This is a genomic window from Type-F symbiont of Plautia stali (genome assembly GCF_059731105.1).
This window is the reverse complement of record NZ_AP035909.1, coordinates 2,129,529-2,142,768: the sequence shown is the minus strand read 5'-3', so window position 1 is coordinate 2,142,768 and position 13,240 is coordinate 2,129,529. Positions and strand designations below refer to the sequence as shown.

Genomic DNA, 13,240 nt, shown 5'->3' with positions numbered 1-13,240 from the left:
TTACCCTCTTGCTGCCAGTGCGACAACGCGCTCATAAGCCTGTCCGCTGCGGATGGCGTTAAGCGCCTGCTGTGCGTTTTCACGCAGGTCTTCCTGACCAAATACTTTAAGCAACATCGCCACGTTAACGGCGACAGCTTCCTCATGAGCCTGCTGGCCATTACCCTGGAGTAAAGCTGTCAGAATGTCACGGTTTTCTTCCGGGGTGCCGCCCGCCAGCGCCTCTTTCGGGTGGAAGCCAAAGCCAAAGTCTTCAGGAGAGAGCTGATAACGGGTGATTTCCCCCTCGCGCAGCTCGGCGACGTGCGTCACATCGTGCAGAGCCACCTCATCCATGCCGCCGCCGTGGACCACAGCTGCACGCTGGTAGCCCAGCACTTTCAGGGTCTGAGCAATCGGCATCACCAGTTCCGGGCTGTAAACACCAATCACCGCCAGCGGAGGACGCGCCGGGTTGATCAGCGGACCCAGCACATTGAACAGCGTGCGGGTCTTCAGCTGCTGACGTACCGGCATCGCGTGGCGGAATCCGGTGTGATACTGCGGCGCAAACAGAAAGCAGACGTTAAGATCGTCCAGCGCCTTGCGCGCCCGGTCAGCAGGCATATCCAGATTGATGCCAAAGGCCGCCAGCAGGTCGGAGGAGCCCGATTTGCTGGAGACGCTGCGGTTGCCGTGCTTCGCCACCTTCAGACCGCAGGTCGCCGCCACCAGGGCGCTGGCAGTGGAGATATTGATGCTGTTGCTGCCGTCGCCGCCGGTGCCCACGATGTCGGCAAAGGTATAATCCGGGCGCGGGAAGGGGCGGGCATCTTCCAGCAGCGCGGTCGCGGCCCCGGCAATCTCTTCCGGCGTTTCGCCCCGCACCTTCATGGCGATTAAGGCGGCGGCGAGCTGCGTCGGTTCCAGCTGGCCGGTGATAATGGCGCTGAACAGCTGATGACTCTCAGCCTGATTCAGCGTCTGCGCCTGGTAAAGTTTTTCCAGTGTCTGTTGCATAGTCATTCTCCCTGTTACTTCGCCAGCGCCCAGGCCAGCGTCTGCTCAAGCAGACGCGCGCCCTGAGAAGTCAGAATGGATTCAGGATGGAACTGGAAGCCGCACACCCGGTCGGTCTCATGACGCACCGCCATTACCATCCCGTTGAAACTGGCGTTGACCGTCAGCTCATCCGGCGTGTTGCTGCCCACCAGTGAGTGGTAGCGCGCCACCGGCAGCGGATTGCTCAGGCCGGCAAACATCGCCTCGCCGTCATGGTCAATAGAGGAGGCTTTGCCGTGCAGGATCTCACCAGCCTGACCCACGTGGCCGCCGTAGGCTTCAACGATCGCCTGATGCCCCAGGCAGATGCCGATAATCGGCAACCGTCCCCGCAGTACCCGCAGTAACTCCGGCATACAACCGGCATCTTTTGGCGCGCCGGGGCCGGGCGAGAGCATCAGCACCGGGTCTTCCATCCGCTGCAGCTGCTCAATTAAGAGCTCCGCAGGCAGGTTGTTTCGATAGATCACCACGTTGTGACCAAACGTCCGCAGCTGATCAACCAGGTTATAGGTAAAGGAATCGATGTTATCGAGCAGCAGAATATCGGCCATCAGAAGATCTCCTTGCAGTGATGGGCAGTCGCGATAGCGCGCAGAACGGCGCGGGCTTTGTTGCGGCTCTCATCCGCTTCAGCCTGCGGATTGGAGTCCAGCACCACACCGGCACCCGCCTGGACGGTGGCCACGCCTTCTTCAACGTAGGCCGAACGGATCACGATGCAGGTATCGAGATCGCCGTGAGCCGTGAAGTAGCCCACCGCGCCGCCGTAGCTGCCGCGGCGGGTGCGTTCCGCCCCGGCTATCAGCTGCATGGCGCGCACCTTCGGCGCCCCGCTCAGGGTGCCCATGTTCATACAGGCGCGATAGGCATGCAGCACGTCAAGGTCATCACGCAGCGTGCCCACAACGCGGGAGACCAGATGCATGACGAAGGAGTAACGGTCTACCTTAGTCAGGTCTGCCACGTAACGGCTGCCCGGCACGCAGATACGCGCCAGATCGTTGCGCGCCAGATCCACCAGCATCAGGTGTTCCGCCAGCTCTTTATGGTCGGTTCGCATCTCCAGCTCAATACGGCTGTCAAGATCGCGATCCAGCGAGCCATCCGCATGGCGGCCACGCGGGCGGGTACCGGCAATCGGGTAGATCTCAATCTGACGCGAGATGGCGTCATACTTCAGTGAACTCTCCGGCGAGGCACCAAACAGCGAGAAATCCTGATCCTGCATAAAGAACATGTAGGGGCTGGGATTGCTGTTCTTCAGCGTGTCATATGCCGCCAGCGGTGAAGGGCATGGCAGCGAGAAACGGCGTGAAGGGACGACCTGGAAAATTTCGCCGATGCGAATCGCCTGCTGCATGCTGCGCACCACGTCGCAATACTCTTCATCACTCTGGCTGGTGGTCAGCGTCATCTGCTCCACCTTTTGTACCGGCAGGGCTGGCGCGGGCTGAAGCATCTGGCCATGCAGCTGCTCAATGCGGCGCTGCAGGCGCTGGAATTCGCTGGTGGACGGACAGAACAGGCTGGCCTGCAGACGTGCGCTGCGGCTCTGGTGATCGATCACCAGTAAGGTCTCGGCCAGGTAGAAGCAGTAGTCGGGGCAGCGCTGCTGATTATCCAGCGCTGGCAGGGTTTCAAAACCGGCAACCAGATCATAAGCAAACAGACCGCCCAGCAGCACCGCTTCCCGTTCGTCGGCAGGGGCGTTAACCAGTTGCGGAATCAGACGCAGCGCGTCAAACACCGACAGGGCCTTGAGGCGGGAATCTTCATCCTGCTGCTGATCGCTGCTCTGCGGGAAGGTCAGGACACGGCCATCGGGACGCACCTGATTCATCACTGACGCGGGCAGGGCTTCATCCAGCAGCGGCAGCAGGGCGCGGCCATTTTCTGACAACGCCTGCACGGTGACTTCGCTGCCCAGTGCGCTGACACGCAGCGCACTGTCGACGATCAGCAGGCTTTTCAGGTTGCGTTTGCTGTCGATATCAGCGGATTCGAGCAGCAGGGTTGCCGGACGTGCGCCGCACAGCTGGTGAAACACTGCGGCCGGATCTTCGCGGTAGGGCGCGGTGCCGGTAATCAACTTCACTGTAGGTTTCGCATTTGGCATGATGATTTCTCTGAATTTCGCTCAAAAAAAAGCCCGCTCGGTGGCGGGCTCAGGTATCTGCACAGCGTTTACGCAAAATGTGCACGACCGTGTCGCCCGGTTTCGGGAACATCGCGCCAGCCATGTAAATGCGTAATTGTAATCGCCATGATGAAATACCCGTTACGTGTGAACTTGTGTACTAGTTAACGGGTTCGGGGCGGAAATGTCAATACACTTTTTCACTGAGCGTTAAAATCGTTATCATGCTGGCCGGTTTAGTTTCAGCAGGAGTTCTCTTGAGCGATATCGCCCGTTTCCCGGTTTATGATCTACACAGCCACACGCGCGCTTCCGATGGTTTACTGACGCCCGCCGTGCTGGTGCAGCGCGCGGTAGAGATGCGGGTTGGCGTTCTGGCAATCACCGATCACGACAGCGTGGACGGGGTGGACGAGGCGCAGCAGACCGCCCGTGACCACGATCTGCCGATAAAAGTGCTGGCCGGTGCTGAGATTTCTACCCTGTGGGAGAATCATGAGATCCATATCGTGGGGCTGAACATCGATATCCATCATCCGGCGATGGTGACCTTTCTGGCGGGGCAGCTGGCCTGCCGGCAGCGGCGCGCGGAAGAGATTGGTGAGCGGCTGGCGAAGGCACGTATTCCCGACGCGCTGGCGGGAGCGGCCCGACTGGCCGGGGGCGGCATCATTACCCGCGGACACTTTGCCCGCTTTCTGATTGAGCAGGGCAAAGCCGGTGACATGGCCCAGGTTTTCAAAAATTACCTGGCGCGAGGCAAAACCGGCTACGTGCCGCCACAATGGTGTACAATTAAACAAGCCATTGATGCGATTCATCATTCTGGTGGTTGCGCCGTGCTGGCTCATCCGGGCCGGTATGGTTTATCGGCGAAGTGGCTGAAACGGCTGATCGCCCACTTCCGTGAAGCGGGGGGCGATGCCATGGAAGTGGCACAGTGCCAGCAGCCACCTAATGAGCGCACGCAACTGGCGCAGTACGCCAGAGAGAATGACCTGGCCGCATCGCAAGGTTCAGATTTTCATCAACCCTGCCCGTGGATTGAGCTGGGCCGCAAACTCTGGCTGCCCGGCGACGTTGAGCCGGTCTGGGAACGCTTTCCGGACCTCGCTCCCGCAGTGGCAATCACGGAAAGGTGACACGAGGTTTCTATGAGTCAACTGTTTCATATTCATCCGGACAATCCGCAGCCGCGCCTGATCAACCAGGCGGTCGACTACCTGAACAAAGGCAGCGTCATCGTCTATCCCACCGATTCCGGCTATGCGCTGGGATGCCGGCTGGAAGAGAAGGGCGCGATGGAGCGTATCTGCCGTATCCGTCAGCTCGATGGACACCACAATTTCACCCTGATGTGCCGTGACCTCTCCGAGCTGTCGGTCTATTCTCAGGTGGGAAACTCGGCCTTTCGCCTGCTGAAAAACAACACGCCAGGTAACTACACCTTTATTCTCAAGGCGACCAAAGAGGTGCCGCGCCGTCTGATGAACGAAAAGCGTAAGACCATCGGTCTGCGTGTGCCGTCCAATCCGGTGGCGCTGGCGCTGCTGGAAGCTCTGAATCAGCCGATGATGTCGACCTCGTTGATCCTGCCGGGCAACGATTTTACGGAATCCGATCCGGAGGAGATTCAGCACACCATTGGCAAGCTGGTCGATCTGATCATCGACGGCGGAACGCTGGGGCAGCAGCCGACCACGGTGGTCGATCTGACCACCGATACGCCGGAAATTGTGCGTGAAGGTGTGGGCGATACCCGCCCGTTCCTGTAATCAATCCGGCTCAGACACCGCGCGTCGGTGTCGGGGCCAGATTTGACTGCAACCAGCTTTTAAACTGGCCGTAGGGAATATAAAGTGAAACGTCTTTCAGGATCACTTTCCCGTTACGGCCATTTTTAATGGCATCGGAATAACCGACAATCACGCCGCTCAGCGTTTCATCGCGGTTATAAACACCTCCGCCCGACATTCCCTGAACCACGCCTGCATTAGAGGCCATCGCAATGCAGGGACTTTTATTCCATTTATTCCGAATAGCCGTGCGGGCTAAATTCACCCCCGTCGACTCTACCGGCATCGCGGAAATAAAGCTGTATCCGTACATTTTAACGGGATCGCCAATATCACCACTGCGGAATTTCGCCAGGGTGGTGGCATCATTCTTGTGATAAATAATCGCAAGGTCGCAATAGGGATGATAAGACTTCACGCGCTGCACGGCGGTTTTGGCGACGTGCGCTGCGGTAAGGCTATATTCAGGCGTCAGTGGAATGCTGGTGCCCAGTGTGCCGAAACCGAGGATCGTCGGGATGCCGGTCACGCTCATATCTACGTGCTGCATCGCCGTACGACTGTACTCAGTATGGCCCACGGAACACCCGCTCAGCACCAGTGCAGCCAGCACCGGGCACAGAAACAGGTTTCTCATGATGGCATTCTTTATTCCGGCATGTCGCAAAATCCCTGGTGAAGACTTATGACATGCAAGCAAGGTTCATCAGTGAACCGTATTAACGCAACAATTCCGGATGCGCCGGTTTATTGGATTATCTGAAAACACGATTTTTATTAACGAATAACAAAGGGCCGTACTGTTATGATGCAGGACCATGAAATTTCAGGTGCTGCTTTTTTATTGTGCTGCTGAGAGAAAGTGTATCAGCTTAATAGTGTCAGACAATTTATTAAAGCTAATAAGAATTAAATACCCCTGAAAATAGGGTTTTAACAGAATCTGCATTAGGAATAATCTTACCAGAGCCGTTTATTCAGATTACCAGGCTGACTAAAGATAATCTTACGGTTTTTTATGCTGCCTTTGAAGGGGGAGCCAGAGGATTAGATTCGCAGATAAATCTCTGGAAGTTTAAGATAGTGTTAAGTTTTTGATCGTTACGGCCTCTTTTCATTGCCCCGCCAGTGTTTAAAAAATTTAATTTTCTTCAGCTATAAAGTTTTCGCCACCGGCGTTTTATTCAGTATATTTCCTTAACTGAGTCTGCTGTTATTTTAATCATGTATGTAAATAATGAGGAATATCATTATCCGGTCTCTATGCTTTTTTAGTGGTTATTTGCAGAAGCACAAAGGGCGTTACATCGGGGTTAAATGCCTGTATAATGGGCCCAAGTTAATAGGTTAACCTGTTGATAAAGAAAGAATTATCACCCTGCCATGACGCCTGGGAAGGCGACAAAGAGGAAGCTCAATGAGCGAAAAGTTACAGAAAGTCTTAGCGCGTGCCGGTCATGGCTCGCGTCGTGAAATCGAATCAATGATTGCCGCTGGCCGTGTCAGCGTCGACGGAAAGATCGCCACCCTGGGCGACCGTGTCGAAAGCAGCAAATCCCTGAAAATCCGTATTGATGGCCATCTGGTTTCGATTGCTGAATCAGCAACCGAAGTCTGCCGCGTGCTGGCCTATTACAAACCAGAAGGTGAACTCTGTACCCGCAGCGATCCTGAAGGGCGCCCGACGGTCTTCGATCGCCTGCCGCGTCTGCGCGGTTCACGCTGGATTGCCGTCGGCCGTCTGGATGTGAACACCTGTGGTCTGATGCTGTTCACCACGGACGGCGAGCTGGCGAACCGTCTGATGCATCCCAGCCGTGAAGTGGAACGTGAATATGCGGTGCGCGTCTTTGGCCAGGTGGATGATGATAAAATTCGTCAGCTGAGCAAGGGCGTTCAGCTGGAGGATGGCCCGGCTGCGTTCAAAACCCTGCGTTTTGGCGGCGGAGAAGGGATCAACCAGTGGTATAACGTGACCCTGACCGAAGGACGTAACCGTGAAGTGCGTCGGTTATGGGAAGCGGTTGGTGTCCAGGTCAGCCGTCTGATGCGCGTTCGCTATGGCGATATTACCTTACCGAAAGGCCTGCCGCGCGGCGGCTGGACGGAGCTGGATCTGCCGGCGGTAAACTATCTGCGTAACCTGGTAGAGATGGATGATGAGACGGTGACCAAACTGGTCGTTGAGAAAGATCGTCGTCGCACCAAAGCAAACCAGATCCGTCGTGCGGTAAAACGCCACAGCAAAGTCAGCTCGACCCCTCGTACGCCGCGCCGCAATCCGGGCAGCAAACGCAATTCCGGTTAATTATGCCGGCAGGATAAAAAAACGCAGCCTCCGGGCTGCGTTTTCTTTTTCTGTCACCAGTCGATACCCTGCTGGGCCTGTATACCGGCATCAAAGGCGTGCTTAACCGGGCGCATCTCCGTAACGGTATCGGCCATCTCAGTCAGGGTGCGGTGACAGCCGCGTCCGGTAATAATGACGCTCTGCTGCGCCGGGCGCTGCTGCAGCGCGGCGATCAGCGCCTCCAGCGGCAGATAACCCATGCTCACCATATAGGTAATTTCGTCCAGTACCACCAGATCGATCTGCGCATCGGCCAGCATCCGCCGGGCATGCTGCCAGACTGCCAGACAGGCGGTGGTGTCCGTCTCACGGTTTTGCGTCTCCCAGGTAAAGCCGGTGGCCATAACCTGAAATTCCACCCCGTGCTGCTCCAGCAGGTTTCGCTCGCCGTTCGGCCAGTCACCCTTGATGAACTGGACTACCGCCACGCGCTTGCCATGTCCGGTGGCGCGCAATGCCGTGCCGAAGGCCGCGGTTGTTTTGCCTTTGCCGTTGCCGGTAAACACCATCAGAATGCCGCGAACCGCTGTCGCGGCGGCGATACGCGCATCCACCTGCTCTTTCAGGCGCTGCTGACGCTGCTGATGACGATCGTCAGCCACTATTCCGCGGCTCCGGGTTTCCTGCCCGGCTGCGCATCGAAGCTCATCCCGGTTTTGCGGCGGCTGTCATCGCCCATCAGATAGAGGTAGAGCGGCATCAGATCGGCAGGCGTTTTCAGTTTATTTGCATCTTCCTGCGGGAAGGCGCTGGCGCGCATTTTGGTTCGCGTGCCGCCCGGATTGATACAGTTCACCCGCAGCGACTGGCTCTTATACTCATCCGCCAGCACCTGCATCATTCCTTCCGTTGCAAATTTAGAGACCGCATAAGCGCCCCAGCCTGCACGACCGGTGCGGCCCACGCTGGAGGTGGTGAATACCAGCGAACCCGCCTCTGACTTCAGCAGCAGCGGCAACAGGGCCTGAGTCAGGAAGAAAGTGGCATCCAGATTGACATCCATCACCTGACGCCAGATCTGCGGATCGAGTTCAGCCAGCGGCACGATTTCACCGAGCAGACCGGCATTATGCAGCACGCCATCGAGACGCGGAAACTGTTGCGCCAGCTGGTCGGCAACCTGCTGGCAGCGTTCTGGTGTGGCCTCGGCCAGGTCCAGCACCACCTGGTGAGCAGGGCGTTTATTGAGTTGATTGATCGACGTTCTGACCCGTTCGAGTTTTTCCGGGTTGCGGCCCATCAGGATCACTTCTGCGCCATAGCGGGCATAGGTCAGCGCCGCTTCCTGGCCGATGCCATCTGACGCGCCCGTGACCAGAATAATACGATGATTGAGCAGGTCACTTTTCGGTTGATAATGCACAGCGGGGTCCTCCGGCGAAAACAGCATGATTCCGCTTTATGCCTGAATTTACGAATGGGTGCAATCGCCAGCCCGCGCAATCTGTGCCAGCTGCTGGCATTTCAGGCGACGGGACAGGGTAAAACGGCTAAACTGGCGAACTGTTTTTGATTCTTTTTTACTAAGGCGACCTGATGGATTTTATTTCAACGTATGGACTCTTTTTAGCGAAAGCGGTGACGCTGGTGGTTGCGGTCGCGGCGATTGTCATGATTGTGATGAATGCGGCACTGCGTAAACGCTCGCAAAGTGGTCAGCTGCGCCTGACCCATCTGGGTGATGACTATCAACAGATGAAAGAAGATCTGCAGCTGGCAAAAATGAAACCGCAGGCGCAGAAGGTCTGGCTGAAAAACCATAAAAAGAGCGAAAAGCTGAAAGCCAAAGCGGAAAAACAGGCGGCGAAGCAGGGCGCGCGCGGTGGCGAGAAGCCGACGCTTTATGTGCTTGATTTCAAAGGTAGCATGGATGCCAGTGAGGTCACGTCGCTGCGTGAAGAGATTTCAGCCGTGCTGGCAGTTCAGCAACCGGGCGATGAAGTGCTGCTGCGTCTGGAAAGCCCTGGCGGTGTGGTGCATGGCTATGGTCTGGCCGCGTCACAGCTGCAGCGTCTGCGCGACCACGGGCTGCGCATCACCGCGGCCGTGGACAAAGTGGCAGCCAGCGGCGGATATATGATGGCCTGTGTGGCCGATCGCATTGTGGCGGCCCCGTTCTCCATTATTGGTTCAATCGGTGTGGTGGCCCAGATCCCTAACTTCAACCGTCTGCTGAAGCGCAATGACATCGATATCGAACTGCACACGGCCGGTCAGTACAAGCGAACGCTGACGCTGTTTGGCGAGAACAGCGAAGAAGGGCGGGAGAAATTCCAGCAGGATCTCGACGAAACGCACCTGCTGTTCAAGCAGTTTGTGCATCAGATGCGCCCGTCGCTGGATATTGATAAGGTCGCGACCGGTGAACACTGGTATGGCCGCCAGGCGCTTGATCTGGGGCTGATTGATGAGATCGGCACCAGCGATGATTTAATCATCCGCCAGATGGATCAGTTCAACGTGCTGGGGGTGCACTTCGCCCGCCGTCGTAAAATGATGGATCGCTTTACTCAAAGCGCGGGCTCGGTGGCAGAGCGTCTGCTACTGAAACTCTGGCAGCGCGGCGAAAAGCCGCTGCTGTGATGCGAAACCCGGCCTGTGCCGGGTTTTTTTATTCCAGGTGATAGTGCGGCGACAGGACCACCGCCAGATGTTTGAAGACGTTAAACACCGCTGTGGTTTTAGCCGTCGGCAATCCCTGATCGTCGAGAAAAAACGGGCCGCGAAAAACCAGCACATCACCCTGCTGACTGACGTCATCCGCCTGCATGCCCGCTAAATAATCATCATGTTCTTTAATCAGGGCGTTGGCCTTTTCCAGCAACGCCTGGCGGGAAATAGCCTGGGTCGGTGTCTGCATTTATTTGCTCCTTTTTTGACAGCACTCGAATCCTTTCTATATTACTGACGAGTCTGCTGGCATGACAACCCGCCCTGACCGATGAAAACCTGGCGTAACGACGGGCTGAATGCTAATTAAGTTGCGTAACAGATTTTATCAGGTAGAGTGTGGGCGATTCCGATTTCAGGGATTTTGCACCAGGATGTGCGAAGAGTTCAGATGGAAAAATCATGCTTTATCATGCAGTTGCATTTAGCCGGATCATCTGTTCTGAGATTGACCCCTCCGCCTTGAAATGTTAGACAGGCGCAGCAATATTGAACCCGATGGGTTTTTGGGCATCCAATCCTCTCCCGTTAAGCAGGATGTTTTCATTAGGTAAAGGTAAATATGGGTAAAGCACTCGTTATTGTTGAGTCCCCGGCAAAGGCCAAAACAATCAATAAATATCTGGGCAATGACTACGTGGTGAAATCCAGCGTGGGTCATATCCGGGATCTGCCGACCAGTGGTTCAACCGCAAAGAAAAGTGCTGACGCCTCGACAGATAAGAAAGTCAAAAAAGTTAAAAAAGATGAGAAAGCCGCCCTCGTCAGCCGCATGGGTGTTGACCCCTATCATGGCTGGGAAGCGGATTATCAGATCCTGCCCGGCAAAGAGAAGGTGGTGGCAGAACTGAAGGCGCTGGCCGCCAATGCTGACCACATCTATCTCGCAACCGACCTTGACCGCGAAGGGGAAGCCATTGCCTGGCACCTGCGGGAAGTGATCGGAGGCGATGACTCACGCTTCAGCCGCGTGGTGTTTAACGAAATTACCAAAAATGCGATTCGTCAGGCGTTTGAAAAGCCGGGCGAACTCAACATCGACCGGGTCAATGCTCAGCAGGCGCGCCGCTTTATGGACCGCGTGGTGGGTTACATGGTGTCACCGCTGCTGTGGAAAAAGATCGCCCGTGGCCTCTCAGCCGGTCGTGTGCAGTCAGTGGCCGTTCGCCTGGTAGTGGAACGTGAACGTGAAATTAAAGCCTTTGTTCCCGAAGAGTACTGGGAAGTTAATGCCGCCCTGACCACGCCAAACGGCGATGAGCTGTCGATGGACGTGACACACCGAGGCGACAAGGTGTTCCGCCCGGTCAACCGTGATGAAACTTACGCCGCAGTAGCGCTGCTGGAAAAAGCGCGCTTTGAAATTGTGGATCGTGAAGATAAGCCGACCAGCAGTAAGCCGGGTGCGCCCTATATCACCTCGACGCTGCAGCAGGCGGCCAGCACCCGTCTGGGCTTTGGCGTTAAAAAGACCATGATGATGGCGCAGCGCCTCTACGAAGCGGGTCACATCACTTACATGCGTACCGATTCGACCAACCTGAGTCAGGATGCGGTCGCCATGGCGCGGGGCTACATCGAAAACAACTTCGGTAAAAAATATCTGCCAGACAGCCCCGTCACTTACGCCAGTAAAGAGAACTCTCAGGAAGCGCACGAAGCGATTCGTCCTTCCGATGTGGAAGTCGTGGCGGAAAAACTGAAGGATATGGAAGCGGATGCGCAGAAGCTCTATCAGCTGATCTGGCGTCAGTTTGTCGCCTGCCAGATGACCCCGGCCAAATATGATTCCAGCACCATCACGGCCGCCGCTGGTGAGTTTAAACTCAAAGCGAAAGGCCGTATTCTGCGCTTCGACGGCTGGACTAAAGTGATGCCTGCGCTGCGTAAGAACGATGAAGATCGCACGCTGCCTGCGGTCAGTGTGGGGGATAGCCTCGACCTGCAACAGCTGCTGCCGGGTCAGCACTTCACCAAGCCACCGGCACGCTTCAGCGAAGCCTCGCTGGTGCGTGAGCTGGAGAAGCGCGGTATCGGCCGTCCGTCGACCTACGCCGCCATTACCTCGACCATTCAGGATCGTGGCTATGTCCGGGTAGAAAACCGCCGTTTCTATGCGGAAAAAATGGGTGAAATCGTCACCGATCGTCTGGAAGAGAACTTCCGCGAGCTGATGAACTACGATTTCACCGCGCGCATGGAGGACAGCCTGGACCAGGTCGCCAATAACCAGGCGAAATGGAAAGCGGTGCTGGACCACTTCTTCAGCGACTTTACCGAGCAGCTTGAAAAAGCTGAAAAAGATCCTGAAGAGGGCGGCATGCAGCCCAATCAGATGGTGCTGACCTCGATTGACTGTCCGACCTGTAGCCGTCCGATGGGGATCCGCACCGCCAGCACCGGTGTCTTCCTGGGCTGTTCCGGCTATGCGCTGCCTCCGAAAGAGCGCTGCAAGCAGACCATCAACCTGATTCCGGAAAACGAAGTTCTGAACATTCTGGAAGGGGACGATGCCGAAACCAACGCCCTGCGTGCCCGTCGTCGCTGCCAGAAGTGCGGCACAGCGATGGACAGCTACCTGATCGACAATGAACGCAAACTGCACGTCTGTGGTAATAACCCGGAGTGTGATGGTTACGAAATCGAGAAAGGTGAGTTCCGCATTAAGGGATATGACGGCCCGGTCGTAGAGTGCGAGAAGTGCGGTTCGGAGATGCATCTGAAGATGGGACGCTTTGGCAAGTACATGGCGTGTACCAACGAAGAGTGCAAAAACACCCGCAAAATTCTGCGCAGTGGGGAAGTGGCGCCACCGAAAGAAGATCCGGTGCCGCTGCCTGAGCTGGCGTGTGAGAAGTCAGATGCCTACTTTGTGTTGCGCGACGGGGCAGCGGGCGTTTTCCTGGCAGCCAATACGTTCCCGAAATCGCGCGAAACGCGTGCGCCGCTGGTGGAAGAGCTACTGCGCTTCAAAGATCGTCTGCCTGAGAAGCTGAAATATCTGGCAGACGCGCCGGTCGCCGATCCGGAAGGGAACAAAACGCTGGTGCGGTTCAGCCGCAAGACTAAGCAGCAGTATGTCTCCTCAGAAAAAGAGGGTAAAGCCACCGGCTGGTCAGCCTTCTTTATTGATGGCCAATGGCAGGAAGCGAAAAAGTAATCTTATCAGGCCAGCGTTCGCTGGCCTTTTTCTGAGCCTTATATCAATCCGTTCTATTCTCACACTTAAACTGATATAGTTGT

General features: G+C 56.2%; 10 protein-coding genes, 1 pseudogene and 1 other annotated feature. Of the genes and pseudogenes, 5 read left to right on the top strand and 6 right to left on the bottom strand.

What is annotated here, in order from left to right; genetic code table 11:
- A pseudogene (gene trpD, locus AC6I7A_RS10105) lies at nucleotides 1–1,595 on the bottom strand (bifunctional anthranilate synthase glutamate amidotransferase component TrpG/anthranilate phosphoribosyltransferase TrpD).
- Nucleotides 1,595–3,160, bottom strand: coding sequence for an anthranilate synthase component 1 (locus AC6I7A_RS10100; RefSeq protein ID WP_154928221.1), 1,566 nt, complete (start codon nucleotides 3,158–3,160; stop codon nucleotides 1,595–1,597). Before AC6I7A_RS10100 ends, trpD begins: the two are co-directional and overlap by 1 nt.
- A gap of 23 nt (nucleotides 3,161–3,183) precedes the next feature.
- Nucleotides 3,184–3,285: a sequence feature (Trp leader region), on the bottom strand.
- Between the two features lie 153 nt (nucleotides 3,286–3,438).
- Here AC6I7A_RS10100 and rnm point away from each other — a divergent pair.
- Nucleotides 3,439–4,323: an RNase RNM gene (rnm, locus tag AC6I7A_RS10095; protein WP_058958473.1), complete on the top strand. Its 885-nt coding sequence runs from the start codon at nucleotides 3,439–3,441 to the stop codon at nucleotides 4,321–4,323.
- Nucleotides 4,324–4,335: 12 nt separating this feature from the next.
- Nucleotides 4,336–4,956 (top strand): L-threonylcarbamoyladenylate synthase, encoded by a 621-nt coding sequence (locus AC6I7A_RS10090; RefSeq protein WP_009089952.1) that lies wholly within the window; start codon nucleotides 4,336–4,338, stop codon nucleotides 4,954–4,956.
- Between the two features lie 10 nt (nucleotides 4,957–4,966).
- On the opposite strand, the gene AC6I7A_RS10085 is transcribed toward AC6I7A_RS10090, so the two are convergent.
- On the bottom strand, nucleotides 4,967–5,614 hold the full coding sequence (locus tag AC6I7A_RS10085) for a hypothetical protein (RefSeq protein ID WP_009089953.1): 648 nt from the start codon (nucleotides 5,612–5,614) through the stop codon (nucleotides 4,967–4,969).
- A gap of 780 nt (nucleotides 5,615–6,394) precedes the next feature.
- Between AC6I7A_RS10085 and rluB the strand changes: the two genes are divergently transcribed.
- Nucleotides 6,395–7,285 carry a 23S rRNA pseudouridine(2605) synthase RluB gene (gene rluB / locus AC6I7A_RS10080; protein ID WP_058958472.1) on the top strand — a complete coding sequence of 297 codons (891 nt, stop codon included), beginning with the start codon at nucleotides 6,395–6,397 and terminating at the stop codon, nucleotides 7,283–7,285.
- Nucleotides 7,286–7,338: 53 nt separating this feature from the next.
- Here rluB and cobO read toward each other — a convergent pair whose 3' ends face one another.
- Both cobO and AC6I7A_RS10070 read right to left on the bottom strand, forming a co-directional pair.
- Entirely contained in the window at nucleotides 7,339–7,929 is a 591-nt protein-coding gene (cobO, locus tag AC6I7A_RS10075; RefSeq protein ID WP_046101914.1) for a cob(I)yrinic acid a,c-diamide adenosyltransferase, read from the bottom strand.
- Entirely contained in the window at nucleotides 7,929–8,690 is a 762-nt protein-coding gene (locus AC6I7A_RS10070) for a YciK family oxidoreductase (protein ID WP_046102053.1), read from the bottom strand. The genes cobO and AC6I7A_RS10070 overlap by 1 nt, the downstream gene beginning before the upstream one ends.
- A 173-nt stretch (nucleotides 8,691–8,863) precedes the next feature.
- On the opposite strand from AC6I7A_RS10070, the gene sohB reads away from it, so the two are divergent.
- Nucleotides 8,864–9,910: a protease SohB gene (sohB, locus tag AC6I7A_RS10065; protein WP_009089960.1), complete on the top strand. Its 1,047-nt coding sequence runs from the start codon at nucleotides 8,864–8,866 to the stop codon at nucleotides 9,908–9,910.
- Nucleotides 9,911–9,938: 28 nt separating this feature from the next.
- On the opposite strand, the gene AC6I7A_RS10060 is transcribed toward sohB, so the two are convergent.
- On the bottom strand, nucleotides 9,939–10,187 hold the full coding sequence (locus tag AC6I7A_RS10060) for a YciN family protein (protein ID WP_009089962.1): 249 nt from the start codon (nucleotides 10,185–10,187) through the stop codon (nucleotides 9,939–9,941).
- Nucleotides 10,188–10,559: 372 nt separating this feature from the next.
- On the opposite strand from AC6I7A_RS10060, the gene topA reads away from it, so the two are divergent.
- A complete protein-coding gene (gene topA, locus AC6I7A_RS10055) occupies nucleotides 10,560–13,157 on the top strand; it encodes a type I DNA topoisomerase (protein WP_058958471.1) in 2,598 nt (865 codons plus the stop codon).
- Nucleotides 13,158–13,240: the final 83 nt, after the last annotated feature.

What these genes read in the sequence shown, in the direction of transcription:
- AC6I7A_RS10100 (WP_154928221.1), bottom strand. Translation starts at nt 3,160, where the DNA reads ATGCCAAATGCGAAACCTACAGTGAAGTTGATTACCGGCACCGCGCCC.
- AC6I7A_RS10090 (WP_009089952.1), top strand. Translation starts at nt 4,336, where the DNA reads ATGAGTCAACTGTTTCATATTCATCCGGACAATCCGCAGCCGCGCCTG.
- AC6I7A_RS10085 (WP_009089953.1), bottom strand. Translation starts at nt 5,614, where the DNA reads ATGAGAAACCTGTTTCTGTGCCCGGTGCTGGCTGCACTGGTGCTGAGC.
- rluB (WP_058958472.1), top strand. Translation starts at nt 6,395, where the DNA reads ATGAGCGAAAAGTTACAGAAAGTCTTAGCGCGTGCCGGTCATGGCTCG.
- sohB (WP_009089960.1), top strand. Translation starts at nt 8,864, where the DNA reads ATGGATTTTATTTCAACGTATGGACTCTTTTTAGCGAAAGCGGTGACG.
- AC6I7A_RS10060 (WP_009089962.1), bottom strand. Translation starts at nt 10,187, where the DNA reads ATGCAGACACCGACCCAGGCTATTTCCCGCCAGGCGTTGCTGGAAAAG.
- topA (WP_058958471.1), top strand. Translation starts at nt 10,560, where the DNA reads ATGGGTAAAGCACTCGTTATTGTTGAGTCCCCGGCAAAGGCCAAAACA.